At 38.8% G+C, this 22114-nt stretch carries 18 protein-coding genes and 4 pseudogenes; 17 read left to right on the forward strand and 5 right to left on the reverse strand.

Annotation, left to right across the window (positions count from 1 at the left end; genetic code table 11):
* Positions 1-219: 219 nt before the first annotated feature.
* The 11 genes and pseudogenes from mtaB to O3603_RS02615 all read left to right on the forward strand — a co-directional run.
* Complete coding sequence (gene mtaB / locus O3603_RS02565) at positions 220-1584, forward strand: tRNA (N(6)-L-threonylcarbamoyladenosine(37)-C(2))-methylthiotransferase MtaB (protein WP_371520268.1); 1365 nt, start codon at positions 220-222, stop codon at positions 1582-1584.
* Positions 1581-2621 carry a glycosyltransferase family 2 protein gene (locus O3603_RS02570; protein WP_371520271.1) on the forward strand — a complete coding sequence of 347 codons (1041 nt, stop codon included), beginning with the start codon at positions 1581-1583 and terminating at the stop codon, positions 2619-2621. The genes mtaB and O3603_RS02570 overlap by 4 nt, the downstream gene beginning before the upstream one ends.
* 107 nt (positions 2622-2728) lie before the next feature.
* Entirely contained in the window at positions 2729-3541 is an 813-nt protein-coding gene (locus tag O3603_RS02575) for a gliding motility protein GldB (protein WP_273541609.1), read from the forward strand.
* 253 nt (positions 3542-3794) lie between these two features.
* Positions 3795-4472: a membrane receptor RagA gene (locus O3603_RS02580; RefSeq protein WP_371520274.1), complete on the forward strand. Its 678-nt coding sequence runs from the start codon at positions 3795-3797 to the stop codon at positions 4470-4472.
* Positions 4473-4502: 30 nt separating this feature from the next.
* The gene (locus tag O3603_RS02585; RefSeq protein WP_371520277.1) at positions 4503-5213 is read left to right on the forward strand and encodes a membrane receptor RagA; all 711 of its coding nucleotides are present in this window, start codon (positions 4503-4505) and stop codon (positions 5211-5213) included.
* On the forward strand, positions 5210-5902 hold the full coding sequence (locus O3603_RS02590; RefSeq protein WP_371520280.1) for a membrane receptor RagA: 693 nt from the start codon (positions 5210-5212) through the stop codon (positions 5900-5902). The genes O3603_RS02585 and O3603_RS02590 overlap by 4 nt, the downstream gene beginning before the upstream one ends.
* On the forward strand, positions 5887-6534 hold the full coding sequence (locus O3603_RS02595; RefSeq protein WP_371520282.1) for a radical SAM protein: 648 nt from the start codon (positions 5887-5889) through the stop codon (positions 6532-6534). The genes O3603_RS02590 and O3603_RS02595 overlap by 16 nt, the downstream gene beginning before the upstream one ends.
* 70 nt (positions 6535-6604) lie before the next feature.
* Complete coding sequence (locus O3603_RS02600) at positions 6605-12178, forward strand: alpha-2-macroglobulin family protein (RefSeq protein WP_371520285.1); 5574 nt, start codon at positions 6605-6607, stop codon at positions 12176-12178.
* Positions 12179-12203: 25 nt separating this feature from the next.
* Positions 12204-13133: a 4-hydroxy-3-methylbut-2-enyl diphosphate reductase gene (locus O3603_RS02605; protein ID WP_371520288.1), complete on the forward strand. Its 930-nt coding sequence runs from the start codon at positions 12204-12206 to the stop codon at positions 13131-13133.
* A 76-nt stretch (positions 13134-13209) separates the two neighbouring features.
* A complete protein-coding gene (gluP, locus tag O3603_RS02610; RefSeq protein WP_009434965.1) occupies positions 13210-14418 on the forward strand; it encodes a glucose/galactose MFS transporter in 1209 nt (402 codons plus the stop codon).
* A 250-nt stretch (positions 14419-14668) separates the two neighbouring features.
* Positions 14669-15153, forward strand: a pseudogene (locus tag O3603_RS02615) (transposase); the annotation flags it as partial.
* A gap of 25 nt (positions 15154-15178) precedes the next feature.
* Here O3603_RS02615 and O3603_RS02620 read toward each other — a convergent pair.
* Positions 15179-15514, reverse strand: a pseudogene (locus tag O3603_RS02620) (virulence protein); the annotation flags it as partial.
* Positions 15515-15751: 237 nt separating this feature from the next.
* Here O3603_RS02620 and O3603_RS02625 point away from each other — a divergent pair.
* Both O3603_RS02625 and O3603_RS02630 read left to right on the forward strand, forming a co-directional pair.
* Complete coding sequence (locus O3603_RS02625; protein ID WP_371520291.1) at positions 15752-16849, forward strand: leucine-rich repeat domain-containing protein; 1098 nt, start codon at positions 15752-15754, stop codon at positions 16847-16849.
* 604 nt (positions 16850-17453) lie between these two features.
* A pseudogene (locus O3603_RS02630) lies at positions 17454-17555 on the forward strand (HlyD family secretion protein); the annotation flags it as partial.
* A gap of 102 nt (positions 17556-17657) precedes the next feature.
* On the opposite strand, the pseudogene O3603_RS02635 reads toward O3603_RS02630, so the two are convergent.
* From O3603_RS02635 to O3603_RS02650, 4 genes and pseudogenes are all read right to left on the reverse strand, one after another.
* Positions 17658-17944 (reverse strand): annotated as a pseudogene (locus O3603_RS02635) (transposase); the annotation flags it as partial.
* Positions 17945-18751: 807 nt separating this feature from the next.
* Complete coding sequence (locus O3603_RS02640) at positions 18752-19063, reverse strand: hypothetical protein (RefSeq protein WP_004382710.1); 312 nt, start codon at positions 19061-19063, stop codon at positions 18752-18754.
* A gap of 4 nt (positions 19064-19067) precedes the next feature.
* The gene (locus tag O3603_RS02645; protein ID WP_371520294.1) at positions 19068-19421 is read right to left on the reverse strand and encodes a phage holin family protein; all 354 of its coding nucleotides are present in this window, start codon (positions 19419-19421) and stop codon (positions 19068-19070) included.
* Positions 19422-19430: 9 nt separating this feature from the next.
* On the reverse strand, positions 19431-19646 hold the full coding sequence (locus O3603_RS02650) for a YtxH domain-containing protein (protein WP_004382708.1): 216 nt from the start codon (positions 19644-19646) through the stop codon (positions 19431-19433).
* A gap of 223 nt (positions 19647-19869) precedes the next feature.
* Here O3603_RS02650 and O3603_RS02655 point away from each other — a divergent pair, with 223 nt between their 5' ends.
* From O3603_RS02655 to O3603_RS02670, 4 genes are all read left to right on the forward strand, one after another.
* Positions 19870-20367 carry an SPOR domain-containing protein gene (locus O3603_RS02655; protein ID WP_371520297.1) on the forward strand — a complete coding sequence of 166 codons (498 nt, stop codon included), beginning with the start codon at positions 19870-19872 and terminating at the stop codon, positions 20365-20367.
* On the forward strand, positions 20368-20787 hold the full coding sequence (gene ruvX, locus O3603_RS02660; protein ID WP_009434622.1) for a Holliday junction resolvase RuvX: 420 nt from the start codon (positions 20368-20370) through the stop codon (positions 20785-20787).
* A 77-nt stretch (positions 20788-20864) separates the two neighbouring features.
* Entirely contained in the window at positions 20865-21425 is a 561-nt protein-coding gene (def, locus tag O3603_RS02665; protein ID WP_004382705.1) for a peptide deformylase, read from the forward strand.
* Positions 21426-21431: 6 nt separating this feature from the next.
* Positions 21432-22073, forward strand: a complete 642-nt coding sequence (locus O3603_RS02670; protein ID WP_371520301.1) for a tetratricopeptide repeat protein — start codon at positions 21432-21434, stop codon at positions 22071-22073.
* Positions 22074-22114: the final 41 nt, after the last annotated feature.

The following is a 22114-nucleotide window of genomic DNA, read 5'->3' on the forward strand; positions in this document are numbered from 1 at the left end:
TTGTTCCTGTTTGTAACTATTTTGTAATCTATTGAAAATCAGTTATATATAAACATTAAATAAATGTTAATGATTTTAATGTGTACCTGCACAATGTAAATTTAGGGCTTCTTATGGCTTGTTTTAATAGTTAGTTATAGGGTTAAACTTATTCTTAATAGGAACAAAGCAGGGTAACCTTTGGTTTTATGTGTGATTTAGTGTAACTTTGCAAGCTATATGATAGATACAGCAGCATTCCAAGGCAAGACCGCCAAATTCTATACGTTGGGTTGTAAACTCAACTTTTCTGAGACGAGTACCTTCGCTCGTACCTTATATAATATGGGTGTAAGAGAAGCGAAGAAAAGCGAGTCTGCAGATATCTGTTTGATTAATACCTGCTCGGTAACAGAAGTTGCCGATCACAAATGTCGTCAGATTATCCATCGAATGGTACGCCAGAATCCTGGAGCCTTTGTTATTGTTACAGGTTGCTATGCTCAGTTAGAGAGCGCAACGATAGCTAAAATAGAAGGTGTTGACTTAGTTTTAGGTAGTAATGAAAAAGCAGATTTGATACAATATCTTAGTGATGCATGGAATAAAACTGATATTGAATCTATAGGAGATAAATCTTCTGAGGAGGGTAAAGGAACATATCACTCTGTTAAGACAAAGGATATAAAGAGTTTCCAAGCAAGCTGTTCTCGTGGGAATAGGACTCGTTATTTTTTGAAGGTACAGGATGGTTGTAACTACTTCTGTACTTATTGTACGATACCTTATGCACGTGGATTCTCTCGTAACCCTTCTATTGAATCACTCGTTCAGCAAGCTGAGGAAGCTGCAAAGGAGGGTGGAAAAGAAATAGTCTTGACGGGTGTTAACATTGGTGATTTTGGTGAAACGACAGGAGAAAGATTCTTAGATCTCGTGAAGGCACTTGATAAGGTGGAAGGTATAGAACGCTTCCGTATTAGTTCGTTAGAACCCGACTTGATTGATGATGACCTCATTGCATATTGTGCACAATCACGTGCATTCATGCCACACTTCCATATCCCACTCCAAAGTGGATCAGATGAAGTATTAAAGTTAATGCACCGTCGTTATGATACGAAGCTTTTTGCCCATAAGATAAAGCTTATTAAAGAGAAGATGCCCGATGCCTTTATAGGAGTTGACGTAATGGTTGGGTCACGTGGAGAACGACCAGAATATTTCGAAGATTGTTATAACTTCTTAGCATCTCTTCCAGTAACACAACTACATGTATTCCCTTATTCTGAGCGTCCTGGTACATCAGCCCTTTCCATCCCATACGTGGTAGATGCTCGTGAAAAGAAGCATCGTGCACATAAGTTATTGAAGTTATCAGATGAGAAGACGCGTGCTTTCTATGCTGCACATATTGGTCAAGAAGCAGATGTTCTCTTTGAGAAAGCAGCTAGAGGAAAGGCAATGCATGGCTTTACTGATAATTACATTCGTGTGGAACTATCCCCTAATCAGGCGAAAGAAGAATATGATAATCAAATTATCCGTGTACGCTTAGGGGGCTTTAATTTCGATCAAAGTTCTTTAAAAGCAGAACTTCTATGAAAGTAGCAATTGTCATTTTGAATTGGAATGGGCGGAAGATGATGGAGCAATATCTCCCTTCCGTGGTAGAATATTCACGTGGAGAAGCGGAAGTAATAGTAGCCGATAATGCTTCTACGGATGATTCTGTAGTATGGTTATCTGAGCATTATCCACATCTTCGAGTTATTCCGTTGGATCAAAACTATGGTTTTGCCGAAGGCTACAATCAGGCACTAAGACAAGTGGATAGTGAGTATTATGTACTACTAAATAGTGATGTTGAAGTGACGCATCATTGGTTGACGCCCTTGATAGAGGAGATGGATGCCCATGAAGAAATAGCTGCTTGTCAACCGAAGCTCCTCTCCATGACAAATCGTGATGCTTTTGAGTATGCGGGAGCATCGGGTGGGTTTATTGATCGCTATGGTTATCCCTTCTGCCGTGGACGTGTTTTTGATGTTGTGGAAGATGATAATGGTCAATATGATGATGCTAAAGAAGTCCTTTGGGCAACAGGTGCTTGCATGATGATACGTGCTAAAGACTATTGGAATGCAGGTGGTTTAGATGGCAGGTTCTTTGCTCATAACGAAGAAATCGACCTTTGCTGGCGTCTACATCGTATGGGTAAACATATCTTCTGTTTCCCAGAAAGCATGGTTTATCACGTCGGTGGAGGGACATTACCGAAGTCGAATCCTCGTAAGACATTCCTTAACTTCCGTAATAACTTAACCATGTTGTGGAAGAATTTGCCTGATGATGAGTTACAGCATGTAATGCGGATGCGATGCTTCTTAGATTATCTTGCAGCTTTTCAAACGCTCCTTTTTAATCGTAATTGGGGAGATTTTAAAGCTATCATTTCTGCACGAAGAGCTTTCAAAAGGTGGCGTAATGAGTTTAAACGTCCTGATAATAAGTCTAATATGGCTGTGAACTCGTCAGATACGTTATCTAATTGTGCTCCTGATGGGCGTAGGATGTACTCTATTTTATGGCAGTATTATGTGCATGGTAATAAACATTTTGATAGGCTACCTGGCGAATAGAAGCTATAAAAAGAGCTGTATTTTACACTTTTTTAGTAGAACACTTGCATAAAAAAATACTTTTTAGTAAATTTGCAAAGACACCTATAATTATTGTAAAAAAGCTTGTGAAGCAACTATACTACATATTATTTCTGGTTCTGGTAACCTGTGTTGGTTGCCAGTTTAAGCTTTCTTCTGATGACGAGAACGATAAGTCTCAGTTATTAGAGTTGGATCGCTATGACCGGTTAGAGTATCGTTATCTCACAACGGGCGACTTCTCTGCGCTCCAGCAGATGAATACAGAATATCCAATTGAGACCCGTACGCTGATAGAGGATGTAGTTAAAATAGGGGAGACAACCGATCCTGACATTAATAGTAAGTTCTTGAAGTTCTACCAAGACACAACTCTTCAAACGTTGATAGCGGCAGTTGAATCTGAATACGCTAATACGGATGACATTGATAAACAGCTTAGCACCTCTTTTAGTAGGCTGAAGCAAGTTCTTCCTGACATAGAGATTCCAAAGGTCTATGCGCAGATCTCCGCTTTAGATCAGAGTATTGTTGTAGGTAATGGAACGATAGGTGTCTCTTTAGATAAGTATCTTGGTGCTAATTATCCATTGTATGCAAGGTTTTATTCACCTGCTCAACGCAAGCAAATGTCGCGTGAATACATCCTTCCGGATTGCTTAACTTTCTATTTGATGAGTATCTATCCACTAGAGAACTTTGAGTCACGTCCACAGATAGAGCGCGACTTACAGATAGGAAAGATTCAATGGATTGTGAATCAAATCATGACGAAACGCATCTATCATAGTCGGTATGAAGATGCTGTGGAAGTCTATATGAAGAAGCATCCCAAGCTCTCTTACGAAGACTTATTACGTAAGACTGACTTCTCAGAGTTTAAAGTTATCGAGCGATAAAAGCGGATGGACGATAAGTCCTTCCGCTTTTATCTATTTGAAAAGGGCGTTTCCTTGATGTGAGAAGAGGCTTTCTTCGTGACAAGGAAGGCGTCTCTTTGAACGCAAGAGGGCGTCTCTTGTTTTCTTACTTATTATATCTTATCAAATGTTATGATACTTAATTCGTATCAATAATAGTGTTTGCTATTCTATTATTTTTCGTATATTTGCATATTGGATAGTAATATTTCGACACTTAAAGACCATCATTATGCAAAAGGGAAAGGATATTTGTAAGGCATTGAAAGAGGTTCGTCAGCAGATAGCAGATGCGAATAACATTCATTATCAACCCTGTGAATGTCACCACAAAGGCGATTGCTCTGGTACTTGTCCTGCTTGTGAACAAGAGATTAGATATATTGAGAACCAACTAAAAGAGCGTAGTCATAAAGGTATAAACACGAAGGTTATTGGTATTGCTGCAAGTATTTGTGCCACAATGATGCCTTTGACAGTCTCTGCACAAGACTCTAAGTGTAATACAACTCCTGCTAGCGTTGTACACAAGGTAAGTCAAGGTAACCTGCAAGTAACCGATTGGTCACAAGGTAGACGTGATGCTGTTGTTATTAAAATACAGCTTATTGCGTCTGATAATAAGCGACCTGTGACCTCTGTAGACGTACGATTGCTTGGAACAGATAAGCATACTTCTACAGGTCTAGACGGCTATTTTGCTGTGAAAGTACCAATAAATGGAACCTTGAGAGTCTCTCGTTTTGGAGTTGAAACTAAGGTTTTAAAGGTGAGATCTTTGTTAAAACTAAAGAAGAGAATCGTCGAATTAGAAATGTATCGTTATATTTTTGGTGAAATTGCAGCCCCTAGTAGTGAGCGAATAAGCGATTCAGATAGTCCTACGTCACATGTAGAAAAGAATAAATAATTGTTGTTCTATCAAAAAGGAGGTTATGGTATGACAAGAGGAAAGGATATTTGCAAAACATTGAAAGGTATTCGTCAGCAGATAGCAGATGCAAATAACATTCGTTATCAACCTTGTGAATGTCACCACGAGGGCGATTGCTCTGGCACTTGTCCTGCTTGTGAACAAGAAATCAGATATATTGAAAGCCAACTAAAAGAGCGTAGCCATAAAGGTATAAACACGAAGGTTATTGGTCTTGCTGCAAGTATTTGTGCCACAATGATGCCCTTGGCAGTCTCTGCACAAGACTCTAAGTGTAATACAACTCCTGCTAGCGTTATACACGAGGTAAGTCAAGATGACCTGCAAGTAGTCGACTGGTCACAAGGTAGATGTGATGCTGTCGTTATTAAAATACAGCTTATTGCGTCTGATGCAAAAGACCCTTTGATCGCTGCTGACGTGCAATTGCTTGGAACCGATAAGCATGTCTTTGCAAATGAAGATGGCTATTTTGCAGTGAAAGTACCAATAGATGCAACCTTGAGAATCTCTCGTTTGGGGTTTGTTACTAAGGATTTTAAAGTGAGGTCTTTGTTAAAACGAAAGCGCAGGAGGGTAGTTATACAAAGTAATGGCAATGTTTTGGGTAAAATTGCGGCCTCAAGTTGTGAGCGAATAAGTGATTCTGATAGTCCTACGTCACATGTAGAAAAGAATAATAATAGTTGTTCTATCAAAAAGGAGGTAATGGTATGACAAGGGGAAAGGATATTTGCAAAACATTGAAAGGTGTTCGTCAGCAGATAGCTGATGCGAATAACATTCGTTATCAACCTTGTGAATGTCACCACGAGGGCGATTGCTCTGGTACTTGTCCTGCTTGTGAACAAGAGATCAGATACTTGGAGGAGCAGTTGAGAATACGTAAACGAAGGGGTTGGAGTATGAAAGTTGCAGGATTAGCAGCGGGTTTCTGCGTTGCAACCATCCCTCTTGTCTCCTGTAGCAATACGCCCAAGAGTACTTTTGCAAAGGCTATTGAAAGTCCGCAGACGGGAGAGGCTTTACAAAAAGTAGAGAATATCTCTACCGATAAAGAACATTCTGTTGTTATTAGTGGATTGGTTGTTGATGGCGAAACTAATAAGCCAATTTCGTCAATAAAGGTGTTTACAAGATCTGGCAAGAAGTCTCTTACATTCACTGATGGGCGTTTCGCGGTGCGTGTGAATCCTACAGATACACTCCTGATAACAGATACTTCTGATAGTTATGTAGGCTTTGATCTATTGGTCAAAGAGGTTAAGAGTCCTAATAAAGAATTGCTCATTCGATTAAGAAGGACTAATCTTGAAATGGGGAAGATTAAGATTGATGATAATGTTAAGCAGAGTGTTGAATATAATAGACCGCAATCACACAAAGAGAAATGCAATCAGAAGTAACCGCCCCACTAATAGCTATCAATCGGCATAGGCTGACAACAGATGGAGAAGGTGTAACAACACTGGTGGCTTTCCATGGTTGTTCGTTACGATGTAAGTATTGTTTGAATCCTCAATGCTTACAATCTGATGGTGTGTGGCAGGTGTTGACTCCTGGAGAATTATATGCAGAAGTAGAAATAGACGACCTTTATTTCATGGCAACAGGGGGTGGCATCTGCTTTGGCGGAGGCGAACCTCTCTTACAATCAAGTTTTATCAAGGCTTTTGCGGATATTATGAATCCAGCTTGGAAACTAACGATTGAGACAGCTCTTAATGTTCCTCTGAAAGATGTTGAGCGTGTTGCTCCTTTGATCCATACGTGGTATGTTGATGTCAAAGACCTAAATACTGATATTTATAAGGCTTATACGGGGAAAGAAAATGCGTCTGTTATTCGCAACCTAATGTGGTTAGCAGAGAATGGATATGCTGATAAAGTCATTATTCGGCTTCCTTTAATACCTGAGTATAATGCTGATTCGCATCGACAAGTTAGTGAGCAAGCACTAAAGAATATGGGTTTTCATCACTTTGACCACTTTACTTACACCTTAGCACACCTCACTTCTAATATTAAACAATTATAATATATAAGGTAGATAGGGCGTTTCTCTATCTGAAAATCATTATCTTTGCAATCACTAAAGAGTTATAATTATGAAGAAGTTACTTGTTTTTATTCCACTTATACTTCTGTTATTCCCAATGAAAATAGCCGCACAAAGCTATGACGAATTGTGGAAGCAGGTAGAAGCCGCAAGTCGGAAAGACTTGCCAAAGACAGCAATTGTATCTTTACGAAAGATAGAGAAGAAGGCTCAACATGAGAAGGCTTATGGGCAACTATTGGCTGCTAACTTCTTAGCCTCAAGTATTCAGACACAGATATCGCCTGACTCTATGGATGTCGAACTCAATAAGTTGAAGGCAAAAGCACAGCAGGCTGAACGCAAAGATGAAGTTTTGTCTGCAATATATAACTGTGTCTTAGGATGGATAGAACAGGGTAAATCTGATGGTAATAGTGCCGAATACTTTAAGAAAGCATTGTCTAATCCGTCGTTACTTGCACGTCAGAAGGCTGCTAATTATACTCCTTTAGTGAAGATAGGCAAGGATGATCATATCTTTGGAGGCGACTTGCTCCATGTCATTGGTATGCAGGCAAGGAACTTTGACAAGCTGAATCGTTACTATGTAGAGCATGGCAATCGTGAGGCGGCATGCTATACAGCTTTGCTTGCGGTTGATGAGAAGGATAATAAAAGCGAATTGCTCGACTCTTTGATGCGTGTTTATGGCGATCTACCAATATGTGGTGAGGTGGCAATAAGCAAGTATAATTGTATGAAAGAAGATGAAGAACCAGCAGAAAAACTTGTTGCTTTCATTGATAATGCCCTCTCTCGTTGGTCTACATGGGCACCTATAGAACAGCTTCGTAACGAACGTAAGGAATTGACGGCACCCATGTCTACGGCTGAAGTAGAGCGAGATCGGGTAACAAGTAAGGATAAGGATAATACGGTGCAAATGGAAGTTCGCAATGTGCCAAGTCTTACGTTAAATATTACTCGCACATCCTTAAAGGGTAATACGCTGTATGATGTAGAAGACAAGAACGATCTGAAAGCTATTAAAGCATCATTGATACCATCCTCTAAGCAGGTTATTCAGCGTACATATAAGGATTATAAGGACTATGAAATACTGAAAGATTCCTTTAATCTACCCGCCCTTCCAGTGGGTGTTTACTTGTTAGAATTTGTTCCTTCAGATAGTCGTTTAGCAAGAGACTACTCTCTTTATTATGTCAGCGACCTATTTGTTATGACGGAGGAACAGCCTGATAAGCGCAATCGTTATGTTGTGGTTGATGCTAATGAGGGGCAACCTGTGCCTGGTGCGACCATCCGCATAGAATACAGAAAGGATAATTGGAGTAGTAAACCATTGACAAAGATACTTACAACGGATAGTAAAGGAGAGGCATTTATAACCGATCCTGGTTATAGTTCAGATGTCTATGTCTACACAAGCAAAGACCAGGCTTTCCCTGCAATGGACCTTAAAAGTAATTATGACTACTATGAAGCTGATAAGAATGGTGAGGAAGTAAACCTTTATACTGACCGTTCTCTTTATCGTCCTGGACAGACCGTTCATGCCTCTGCTATTGTATATCTAATGACGCAAAAAGGCTTTAAGATGAAGGCAGAAGCTGGCGTTTCATTTGATATGATACTACGTGATACGAATGGAAAAGAGGTGAGTCGAAAGGCTGTAACTACTGATCGCTTTGGTACAGCAGCAGTCGATTTCGAGTTACCAAGTAGTGGACTTACTGGTGATTTTACGATTATCACAAATAGTAAAGGAGGTGGACAAGTTCGTTTCAAAGTAGAGGAATACAAGCGTCCAACCTTTGAAGTAAGTTTTGATGACTGCAAGGAGAAGTACACAATAGGTGATACTATCCAACTGAAAGGACATGCCAAGAGTTTTGCAGGTGTTCCTGTGCAGAATGCGAAAGTAACTTATTGGGTTAAGCGACGCCCCATGCGCTGGTGGTGGGACAGCTATGAGAGTGACGAGGATGTGAAGATTGGTAATGTGGTAACAGATGAGAAGGGTGATTTCATAGTCTCTGTACCTTTCGTTCTATCGAAAGAAGTAGAGAAAGAAATGGTTTCTAATCGTTCTTTCCGCCCTCGTTTCTATCACTTTGAGGTTGAGGCTGAGGTGACAGATGCTGGTGGTGAGAGCCGAGAAGGCTCTGTCTCGCTTCCTCTTGGTACTAATCCGACCACGTTGGCATGTGATATTCCTGATAAGAACTTGTGTGATAGCTTGAAAACAATCAAGTTCGATTACCTCAATATGGCTGGTCAACCTATTGACGGGACGGTGAAGTATGTGATAGTTCCACAACAGAAGGATGAGAAACTATATGTTTATAACAATTATGCAACAGCTAAAGCCAATGAGGATGTTACTTTGAATCCAATGTCTTCAGGTGCTTATCGCTTGCATGCAATCTGTGGAACTGATACTGTTAATACAGACTTTGTTCTCTTCTCAATGGATGATAAGCAACCAGTAATTACTACTCATGATTGGTTCTACTTGAGTGATAATTTCTTCCCACGTGATGGTTCGCCTATCTATCTACAGGTTGGATCGAGTGATAAAAACCAACATGTGGTTTATTCTATCTATGCTGGTAATAAGGTAATAGAGACGGGGTCATTTGATCAAAGTAATAGTATTAAGACAAGGAAGCTCTTCTATAAAGAAGAATATGGTGATGGCATTACCTTGAATTATGCGTGGGTGAAGGATGGTGTATTATATTCTCACATGCAGAGTATCGCTCGCCCATTGCCTGATAAACGATTAATTACGGAGTGGTCTACCTTCCGTGACAAGCTAACACCGGGTCAGAAAGAGGAATGGATAGTAAGTATTAAACGTCCAGATGGCAAGGCGGCAGATGCTCAACTGATGGCTACTCTCTATGACAAGAGCCTCGATGCAATCATTGCACACTCTTGGATGTTAAGTCCTTATTTCTCTCTTAGTCAGCCAAGTGTGCTTTGGGAAGGTGCTGAGGTTAATTCTTTGACTTTGTCTGCCTATGCTGATATCGATAAGAGAGAGGTGCCTGAACTATCCTTATCAGAGTTTGATAATCGCTACTTAGGCTCTTGGGACTCTCCTTTTAGCTTCCGTTATGGAAAGATGAAATCACGTAATTATGCTCTAATGTCACGTGCGGTAGAGTTGAAGTCAATGCCTATGTCTGATTCAGCAGAGAATCGTGTGTTTAGTGTGGCAGAGCAGATGCCATCGATGAGAACCGATAGGGCTGCAGTGAAATACACTGCCCCTGTCATTAAGAAAGATGAAGAGATAAAGACAGACGAGGAGAAGGAAGACAAGAAGGTGACACCATCTATGCGTGAAAATCTTAATGAGACCGCTTTCTTCTATCCACAGTTACAGACGGATGGAAAGGGTAATGTAAGTATTAGGTTTACGCTTCCAGAAGGTTTGACAACGTGGCGTTTTATTGGTATCTCGCATGATGAAGATATGAATCATGGCTATTTGACAGATGAAGTAATTGCAAAGAAGAGTTTAATGATTCAACCGAATATGCCTCGCTTTGTGCGTATCGGTGATGAAGCAATGGTTTCTGCACGATTATTTAATCAGTCGGATAAGGAGGTCAATGCCAATGCAAAGATTGAAATCATTGATCCTGCAACTGAAAAGGTATTGTTTACAGATTGTAAAGAGGTCGTTTTGAAGGCGCAAAGTAATGGTTTAGCAACTTATAACTTATCTTCTTTATTATCAGAGAAAGCTAATCAGTTATCGGCTGATCAGTCTTTGTTGATTGCTCGCTTCTCGGTAGAAGGCGATGGATTCTCTGATGGTGAGCAACATTATCTACCTGTTCTTCAAAATAAGGAGTATGTTACTAACACCTTACCATTTACTCAGAATGGGGCAGGGGAGAAGGTCGTTGATGTTAATAAGTTATTCCCAAAGAATAGTACAGCACAACGATTGACTATTGAATATACGAATAATCCAAATTGGTTGATGGTTCAGGCACTGCCTTATGTGGCAGAGGCAAACGAAAAGAACGCCATCAGTCTTGTTTCGGCTTACTATGCTAATCGTCTGGCAAAGAAGATTATCTCTACTTCACCAAAGATAGAACAGACGATTAACCAGTGGCGTTTAGAAACTGGAAAAGAAACCTCTATGATGTCAGCATTAGAAAAGAACCAAGACTTGAAGACGTTGGCATTGGAAGAAACTCCATGGTTGAGAGATGCTAATAACGAACGTGAACAGAAGCAGATGTTAGTTCGTCTCTTTGATGGAAACCAATTGCAAAGTCGCTTGTCAACGACATTAACCAGTCTGAAGAAGCTACAGAATCCTGATGGATCATTCTCTTGGTGTCCAGGAATGAAGGGTAGTTTATATATGACTGTTTCGGTTGTCAAGAGCCTTGTTCGCTTACAAACACTAACTGATAAGGTGGAGACTTCAACAATCGTTGATGCTGCTTTCCGTTATTTGGATAAGCGAGTAGGAGAGGAAGTCGCCAATATGAAGAAGACAGAGAAGAAGTATAAGACGTTGCTCTTCCCTATGGATGACCTCTGTGATTATTTATATTCAAATGCTTTGGCAGGGCGTAAGACAACGCCGGACATTAACTATCTCTTGGATAGACTGTCTAAGAAACCTGCCGACTTAACTATCTATGGTAAGGCTCGCACGGCTGTTATCCTCCAACAATATAATAAGGTGGAGAAAGCAAAAGAGTACTTGCAGAGTATTAAGGAGTATATGGTTTGTACAGAAGAGAAGGGTTGTTACTTCGATACGAAACGTGCGCAATATAGTTGGTTCGACTATAAGATATCAACAGAAGTAGCAGCGATTGAAGCAGTGAAACGCATTACGCCAAATGACGAACAGACGTTAATGAATATGCAACGCTGGCTCTTACAAGAGAAGAGAACGCAGAGTTGGGATACTCCTTTGAATGCCGTAGATGCTATATGGGCGTTTATGAATGATGGTAAATGGGTGATGGAGAATGGTGAGAATGCTAAACTTACGTTGAATGATCACCCTCTAAACACATTACAGCCTACAGCTGGAATTGGATATATTAAGGTGACAGAGCCAATGGGAACGCAGTCTGCTTCTGACAAACAAGAATTGAAGATTCAAAAGACAAGTATGGGTACTAGTTGGGGAGCTGTTTATGCGCAATTCTTCCAGCCTGCTACTGAGGTTACTGATGCCACATCTGGTTTGAAAATCAAGCGAGAAGTATTGGTTGATAGCACTCTGACAAAGAATCTCAATAATTTGAAAGTGGGCGACAAGATTCGTATTCGTTTGACGATTATTGCTGATCGTGATTATGATTTTGTGCAGATTGTCGATAAGCGTACAGCTTGTTTAGAGCCAGTTAATCAGTTGAGTGGATATCATTGGGGCTATTACATCGCACCAAAAGACTACACAACTTCCTATTACTTCGACGTAATGGCAAAGGGTAAACACGTGATAGAAACCGAATATTACATTGATCGTGCTGGTGTATATCGCACAGGAACCTGTACTGCTCAATGTGCTTATGCACCAGAATATAGCGGTCGTACAGGGGCAATAATTATGAAAGTGGACGAGTAGATAAGTTGGAAAACTCCTTAGAAAGATGCTTCAAATAGAAATAGATAACGGCAGTGGGTTTTGCTTCGGTGTGACCACTGCTATTAAGAAAGCCGAAGAAGAATTGGCAAAGGGCACAAAGCTCTATTGCTTAGGTGATATTGTACATAACAGTATGGAGGTGGAACGCCTTACAAAGAAGGGACTGATCACCATTAATCATGAGCAGATGCGTGACCTACATAATGTGAAGGTCTTACTTCGAGCACATGGAGAACCACCAGAGACATACGAGCTTGCTAAGCGTAATAACATAGAGATCATTGATGCAACATGCCCCGTTGTACTTGCACTTCAACGCCGTATTAAATCTCAATATGAGAAAGGTTATCAATCAATTAATGGATCTTTAGACAAGGAGGACACTGTTACAACTCCTCCTTCAAGTAGTAAGAGTGGGGGAGAGGCTTCCATTGTTATCTTTGGTAAGAACGGGCATGCCGAAGTGCTTGGTCTGGTAGGGCAAACGCATAGTCACGCTATTGTAATTGAAAAGTTTGAGGATGTGAAAAGCTTAGATTTTAATCATGACATCTATCTTTATTCGCAAACAACAAAGAGTTTGGACGAGTTTCATAAGATAATTGATTATATACAGAGTCATATCTCACCAACAGCAAAGTTCCAGAGCTTTGATACTATTTGCCGACAAGTGGCTAACCGCATGCCAAATATATCGTCATTTGCAGCTCGCCATGATTTGATTCTCTTTGTTGCAGGTCGTAAGAGTTCAAATGGTAAGGTTCTCTTCCACGAGTGCTTAAGTGTGAATCCAAATTCCCATCAGGTAGAGAGTGCTGACGAAATAGATATGAAGTGGTTTGAAGGTGTACAAACTGTAGGTATTTGTGGAGCGACCAGTACACCGAAATGGTTGATGGAAGAGTGCCGTGATGAGATTCTTCGGCATACTTGATGATCTTATTTAAGATGGTCGTTGAATATTTTTAGAGTTAAGAAGAATATTAAATAACAATTTTATAAATAGAATTATGAAAGAACAAAAGAACTTCTTTGTAGCCATGTCATTCTTAGGCTTAATGTTTTTCACATGTGGCTTCGCACTAGGAATCAATTCTTTGTTGGTTCCAGTATTGAAAGTCTCACTGAGTGTATCCTCTATGGAGGCATATATGCTTATTGGTGCAACCTTCCTACCTTTCCTTATCTTTGGTTATCCTGCAGGAATATTGATTAGTAAGATTGGATATAAGCGTACTATGGCAACAGCCTTTGGAATGTTTGCAGTTGCTTTTTGTGTATTTGTCTTGTCGGTGGATGTGAAGAACTTCCTCTTATTTCTTGCGGCTTCTTTTTTCTGTGGAACGGCAAATACATTCTTACAAGCAGCCATTAATCCTTATGTTACAATCTTAGGACCTACAGAGAGTGCAGCAAAGCGTATTTCGATCACGGGAATGATTAATAAGTTGGCATGGCCTGTTTCCCCTTTATTTATATCTTTCTTTGTAGGAGATGCTGGTCATATTGGGATTGAAGAGTTGCAGAAACCATTTCTTATGATTATCTGTATCTTCGTTGTCCTGGCTGTTGTTGCCCTTTTGTCTCCTTTACCTGAAGTGAAAGCAGCAGGTGAGGAGTGTGAAGATGATAATGAAATAGACCAGGAAGTTTCAGCTTATGCGAACAGTAAACACTCCATATTCCAGTTCCCACATCTTGTATTAGGAGCCATTGCAATATTTTTTTATGTAGGTGTTGAGACAATCGTTTTAGGTACGCTTATAGACTATGCAGCAGAATTAGGTCTTTCACATCCTGAAAATTATTCGTGGATAAGTCCTATCTGTATTAGTGTTGGATACATAGCTGGTATTATACTAATTCCGAAGTTTCTTTCTCAAACACGTGCTCTACAGATATTCTCCTTTATTGCATTGCTAGGAACTTTCCTTGTTGTGATTTTACCAGGTGTATATAGTATATATTCTATTGGTATTGTGGCTTTAGGTTGTTCATTGATGTGGCCTGCTTTTTGGCCTTTAGCATTGATGGATTTAGGTAAGTTTACTAAGAAAGGTTCATCTCTCTTAACGATGGGGCTTATCGGAGGAGCTGTCATAACAGTATTGTTTGGGCTACTAAAAGATGTATCAGATGTTCGTTACGCCTACGGACTATGTTTTATCTGTTTCGGCTATATTTTGTTTTATGCCTTTAAAGGCTATAAATTGCGCTAACATGTCTTTTAAAGTTCAAGTAATAAAAGTGATTTGATTTCCTCTAAAGATACCCCTTTTGAGCTAGTGATCCTTACTTAACGTGAGTCCAACGAACTCTGAACAATACAAGCTGTGTGTCAATGCTCTTTTATACATTGATGCACGGCTTCTTTGGAGAAACAATTTTTAGAAATAGATGGCGACGCAGCTTGCATACTTTTCAAAATAGAAATGTTTGAAGCAACGATAATAAGAATCGTGGAAAGGACTGTGTGATGGGCACATGGGGCTTTTACAAGCTATAAGTTTCTGTCCCGTACAAATGTGTCAATTTCACCAATTTCAGATAGTTAGAAGACTCCTTACTAACAACCACATTTGCCTGCAGGCGTTGAACTATTGGCATTAATGAGAAGGATGTTCTCTATGAGAAAAGAAGAGTTTATAACCGCTTTTGATAGATGGTGTGATAAATGGAAAGAGTTCCTAAATGAACGAACTCTCCTAATATCGGGTAAGACAACTTATACACACAGAAGATTGAGAACGGCAAGACGTTCTATTAAGACACATCTGCCATGGCTCTATACGTGTGAGGAGCATCCGGATATACAAATACCCAATATAACAAATCTGTTGGAAGGATTTAACTCACAACTTAAAAGAGCATTACATAATCATAATGGATTGAAGGGAACTAATAGAAAGAAGTTTATTGATGGATTTATAAATACAAAAAGTAGGCTGGAATGACCAGTCTACCAAATGTCCATTACGCCAGATTGTCAGAAGAAGTAACGATATCCACATCGTTGTCAAGTTCCCTGCGGAGCGTGTTGATTTCATAGCGGTCGACCTTCATAAAATCTCCGTTTGCACTGCTTCGGTATTCGGTTCTTCCCAATACAGTGTTGTATCTGAACTCATAGCGAGTGGAGAGGTCGGCTTCTATTTCACCATTTTTGGAGGAAGTTTTTCTCGGTCTGAACCTGTTGTTCCCACCTTCTGAATTGCCTTTATCTGAGTTCCTTTTCATTATATGCCTGTTTTTGTTTCCAAGAGTGAAGTTATGAAGAGAACAGGAAAGTTCCAAGCTTTCGGAGAGTGCTTGCATAATGTTGCGCTCATTGGCTATAAAGTTCCTGTAAGGAATAGGCAGTGAAGGAAGTCAAAAAGACAGATTTGTACTAAAAAAGGGAGTGGAAAAACATATAGTATGATAGAGTAAATCAATAAAGGCAAAAGTGAAGAACGTAATAGGAAAAAAGTCTATCGAATTGAATCAATTTTTATTAGGTTACTTCACAATTAATTCTTATCTTTGCACAGGTAATAATTGAAATATAAATCTATGGGAGAAATTAGAAACTTAAATACCAAGGTCAATAGAGTCCCCATTCGTTGTCGCAATAGATGTGGACTTGAAATTTCTATGTTATTCGAAGAAGAAGATCAACCAGTGGATTTATACATAGAGGATGATGTCGTTTCGATTTCAAGTAATGAATTTCAAGGTCAAGACAGCATAGAATCTGTACATTTGCCCTCTTCTCTTAAAACATTAGGAGATTTGGCTTTTGCTAACATTACGAAATTACGAGAAATAAATATACCTACTAATGTAACTTATATTGGAGATAATAATCCTTTGGGTGGTTGCTTTAATGTAGAAAATATAATCGTAGAGTCTCCTTACTTTTTGCTCTATAAGGGATTCTTATGTGATAAAAATAAAACAACTATTTTTTCAGCAACTCATGAGTTGTTTGAACAAGAATACATTATAATACCAGATGGTATCGTAAAACTTTCCAGTAATCTGTTTTGGGGTTATAAAAATATGAAAAAGATAACGATGCCAACAAGTATTCAAGAAATAGGATCACATTGCTTTGAAAACTGTATCTCTCTTGAGTCTATAGAAATCCCAGAAGATGTTAGTTGTTTACATAGTGATACTTTTAGGTACTGTAAAAGCCTAGAATCTGTCAAACTTAATCATAGGTGTAAGTCAATAGGATCTAATTGTTTTAGAAACTGTTTTTCTTTATATGATATCGAAAATTCGAAAGTTATAGAAGAAATTGGTAACAAGGCATTTGTGAATTGTTATGATTTAAGTTACATAGATATTAGGAACTGTACGGATATTGCTTTGAATGCTTTTAAGAACGATAAGTCGTTAAGTGCTATATTGTGCAATACAGACATTCTTGGTAAACTGTCACACGAATATTCAGATATACAATGTTTAGATTCGGAAAAAGAATATCTATCAACGATTTATTCTTCCCAAGAAGATTATGATGATGAACTTTATGACTGCTATGAGAATGGTGGCGATAGTGGGTATGAATGGACAGATGAAGATGCATGGGATGCAATGACTGATGGTATGTATGGGGATTATCCTGGTCCAAACTGGGATCCTGAACTATTTGGTTATTAATAAAAGTGTTCTTATTGTTTGCTATAATCAAGAAAATTATGTAATTTTGCGTTGTCATGGAAAATCTATGATATGTGTGAGCCTAAGAGCCAGAGCATAATTTATTAATTTATAAATTGTTGCTTATGGCTAATTTAATAATATTCTTTTGTTTGAAAGAGTTAGAAATAACCATTTATCAGCACACCTTTAAGGTTAAAGTAAAGTTCAAATCTCCTTTTCTTGTGACAATGGTTCTTTTACAGCTTTGTTCAAATTAAACAAGTGTCCTTTGACTCATAATAGGGTCAGAGGACTTTATAATTTCATACGCTGTCTGTATAAGTTTTGACTTTAAAGGAAAATTTGAACTAAGAACCGGATGCTTTTTCATGTATTGGATAGATTCCAGAAAATCATCATTGCTGTTGACCACTATAGTTTACACCACAATGAGAATGGCATCTTGATTGTCGGTCTTTACATTTTTTTTGCTGAAGAATGTAAATATCTGGGAAATAGCCTATAAGAGATTAACACTACAAATCTATGGTGCAAAAGAAAACAGAGGAAACAATTGAAAGCTTTCCTCCATGACAATGGTAAATTTCTGAATAGACACAATAAGTATAAACTCTTCAGCGGAATGACAGGCACAGCATCTATATTCGTAAGCAATGAAGGCGTGCTTCAGAAGATAGTCAGGCAAATAACAAACAGCATATAAATTCCTTTTTAACCGTAATAAAGCGGTGAAAGAAGAAAGGCAAATGTAATTAACGTGAGTTCGACGAATTCTGAACAATGAAAGCTGTGTGTCAATGGTTCTTTATACATTGATGCACGGCTTCTTGGGAAACAGGCAATAGGCGGCAATGACTCCTAACAATTTGACGATAAAATTGTCAAAGCATCTATGTTTGGAGTGCTCTACTTACGCAATGTTCTTAAGTTCATCATTCACGGTTTCTATAATAGCTCTTTTTTGAGTAAAAGTCTGTCAGAAACACTCATTAAAGCTCCTTCTATGTTACTTTTCAACTTAGTAATAAACTGTATTTCGTCAACGAAATGCCTTTGAAAGAGGCTCTTTTCGATGTAGCCTTTAAATCCAAGTTAGATAAATCAAGCCCTTTTGCCGTGTGTTTACTTTTCGCTATTATGACTCTGTGGAAGCCCTTGAATGGATGAAATCAGTTTTTAATATCTGTATAAACCTAGACATAGGTTTCTTGCGTTGGTCTTTGAATTTCATTATTTTACCTATTGGTCATTAATACTAACCTTTAAGCCTGTTAACACTAACCTCTGAGCCTATTAATGCTAACCTTTTTGAACTTTAATCATTAACATTTGAACTTACGACTTTCTTCCATTGTAGCTGTTTCATGCATTAGGTAGAGGCTAAGAGGCAGCGGTTGGAGGTAGAGGATGGGGCTTCTTTTTCTTTTCTGTGCTGCAAAGGTAAGTAGAATTTTTAAGAAAACATTAGTTTTTCGAAGTACTGGGATAACAAGTATTGCAAATGGCTGTGTAACAACTTGTGTTACAGAGAGATAAACAAATGAAGAATGAGGAACGATAAGACAGAATGATTTGTTTTTTTGCCCTTTGCCTAATGGGATAAAGTTCAATCAATCACATCAATCACACAATCACAATCACAAAATCACAAAAAGGATTTTCAATGTGTAAAAGGGATTCCTAATATAATATAATACCTTATTAATAAATAATAATATATAATGAAACATTATCTACATAAAGAAAAAGCATGATACTACCATAATTGATTTTGTGATTTTGTGATTGTGATTTTGTGATTTCCCTATTGAATATGAAATAAGGTGTATCGATACTGCTATTTGCTTTTTGATACACCTTATTTCTTTGTTTGCTAAAGTCAGTCTTGAAAAACTGCTATTACTTGTTTCTTTTGTGGAATAAGCCAAATTTCTTTTTATCAGAGGAGCGGGAAGTCTTCATACCACCAAACTTTCGATAGAGCTTCCAGCCCAAGATAAGTCCATCTAATACGCCGGCTCCAGTATTGATAAGCCCAGAGAAGCGTTGTGTTGGTGTATTATTATTCTTGGGTTTGTGCATGAGCTGATTCCATAAGTCAGCTATTTTGTTGCTGTCTTTGGTTAAGTCGGTAAGCAACTGAGCTTTCCGAAGTCGAATGTCATTCAACGACTTATATTCAGAATCAGTGATAGTTTTCTGGTCAGTCATAAGCTTATTTTGACATTAAAAGGCTTCCTAAGAATCTTACTAATGGTCGTTCGATTAAACGATGACGTAATAAGATAAAGAAAATGAGTAGTACTAAATAGAAAGCACCAACGGCTAGGAAAGCCAAGATAAGCGAACCCATCAATGTTTGCAACACATAAGCTGCTGCAAAAGAAAAATAAACCAATGAGATGAGAAGAGTTACGCTAAAAACTGTAAATACAGTAATTACAGTCAATAACCGCACAATCTTCTCAATCACATCGAGCTTCAGATATTCTGATTGAAGCCCGATGTAATGCTTTAACGCCTCAACGAGTTGCGCTATTGTTTCAATGTTGTTATCGTTAGAAAACATTTCAACAAATTAGATAGTCTCTGCTGCTGCGTCCTTGATGTCCTCTACAAATTCATCAGCCTCTTTACGGCTAAGTTTAAGATCGTGCTTCTTGCAGAAGTCGTCAACAGCATCAGCAATCTTTGTTCGTGTGTCTGTTCCCTTTTCTGGAGCCAACAAAAGTCCAAGTGCTGCACCTGTAATACTACCGCAGAGGAATGCCCCAATGTAACCTAATGTCTTCATAATCTCTTACTTTAAAATGTTAGTTAAACATAATCTATTCATTGGCAAATATAGTCAAAGTTTCGCGTACTGACAATATAATGGCTTGTATTTTGTGTTAAAAATATTGCAAATACCTTATTTAACAAACTTTAGTTACGTTATTTTTTAACTTCTGCAGCTTATTTCGTAACTTCGCACGATAAAAGAATAAAAAGTATAACCAATAAATAACTAACGGATTATGAAAAAAATGATGGTTTTGGGTGCTGCAATGTGTGTGGCATTGTCATTCACTGGTTGTAAGTCTAGTGAGAGTGCATACAAGAAGGCTTATGAAAAGGCAAAAGCCCAAGAGCAGACATCTACAGATAATGATGATAGCAATAAGCAGGAAGCTCTTGTTGTTGCTCCTGTTGAGACTGTGCAGCAGCCTGTAAATCAAGCTCCAGTTGTCGACAACTATGACAATGAGCCTGTTCGTCGTGAGAATGTTTCAGTTGTGAATGGTGCTGGCTTGAAGGCTTATAGCGTTGTTGTTGGTTCTTTCGGTGTAAAGGCTAATGCAGAAGGTTTGCAGCAACGTTTGCAGAATGCAGGTTACTCAGCACAGGTAGCTTTCAATTCTGGTAATAATATGTATCGTGTTGTCGCTGCTACATTTGACAGTAAAGCTGCTGCAGTACAAAGCCGTAATCAGCTTCGTGCAACTTATGCTGATGCTTGGTTGCTCGCAAAGTAAATGGGTAGGATTCTAGCAATAGACTACGGAAAGAAACGTACAGGATTGGCAGTCACTGACCCATTGCGTATTATTGCAAATGGGTTAGCGACTATTCCCACATCCGATATTTTTGATTACTTGACACAATATGTTGCCAAGGAATCAGTAGATCAATTGGTAATAGGTAAGCCTATTCAGCCGAATGGTCAACCTAGTGAGAATCTAGCTCGTGTAGAAAACTTCGTTAATCGTTGGCGTAAACTACATCCAGAGATGCCTATCGATTATTATGATGAGCGATTTACCTCTGTGATAGCGCATCAAGCGATGATTGCTGGTGGTGTGAAGAAAAAGACACGTCGTGAGGACAAAGGGCTTGTTGACGAGATTTCTGCAACAATTATTCTTCAGGATTACATGAGGTCTAAAGGACTTTAGTCGATGAGTGTGCTTTGTTTAATCGACTCGATTAATGCAATAAGACCTAAAACCCAATAATTAATTAAAGAAGTAATATGGTATTACCTGTTTACACATACGGTCAGCCTGTGTTGCGCAAAGTAGCAGAGGATATTCCTCTTGACTATCCTGATCTGCAGCAGCTGATACAAAATATGTTTGAGACCAATACTGCCAGTGATGGTGTAGGGTTGGCTGCTCCACAGATAGGAAAGTCTATTCGTGTGGTAGTTATTGATTTGGATGTTCTTTCAGATACATTCCCTGAGTATAAAGGTTTTCGTCATGCTTTCATCAACGGACATATCTTAGAGTTCGATGATTCAGAGACTGAAACTTTAGAAGAAGGATGTTTATCATTGCCAGGTATTCATGAGTCTGTGACACGTGCCAAGCGCATCTATGTGAAGTATGTTGATGAGAATCTTGTTGAACATGAAGAATGGATTGAGGGCTACCTTGCCCGTGTTATTCAGCATGAGTTCGATCATCTCGATGGCAAAGTATTTACTGATCATCTCTCCCCATTCCGCAAGCAGATGATAAATAGTAAGTTGAAAGCCCTTTTGCAAGGAAAGGTGCGTTGTAACTATCGTGTGAAGCCTCCACGTAAGTAGAGTGATATGTTGCGTGGTATCGTAGTATCCTTGCTCTGTTTCTTGACATTGCCAGCAGCAGCCCAGTATAACATCAATAAGATGATGGAAGAGGGGAGGCGAACGCTAGATCAAGGATATTACGTTACTTCCATGCAAATATTCTCTCGTATTGTTGGTTTAAAGCCAAACCTTTATGAAGCATGGTATCTTATGGCTTTATCCAAGTATCATCTAGAAGATTATAAAGGTGCCGATAGCGATTGTCGGCGTGCCTTAGAGCTACAACCTTATATAGCTGATATCTATGAACTTTATGGAATGACTAATATTCGTGAAGAACGTTACGATAGTGCTATTGTTGCTTATACTCATGCGATAGATATCTCGCCTGACAATCGTGATTATTGGTTTAATCGAGCTTATTGTTTGTATAGGGTAGGAGACAAGCAAACAGCGCTTACCCAATTAGATTATATGCTAAAGCGATGGAAAGACTTTAGTGCAGCTCAACAACTCCGAGCTGATATCAAAGCAGGACGACAGCCAAAGCAACGCCCTTCTAAGCCGATTCAGTTCGATATCAATCATCTTCGACCATTAAATAAGAGTCCTTGGTTAATGAAACAAGTAACAGATGGTGAGAATAAGCAAAGCAAACTCCCATAACCATTCCTCGTCTGATTGATTATACACCTAATCTTTAAGTC

This window comes from Prevotella sp. 20925_1_30, from assembly GCF_041433025.1.
GTDB classification, from domain to species: Bacteria; Bacteroidota; Bacteroidia; order Bacteroidales; family Bacteroidaceae; genus Prevotella; species Prevotella vespertina.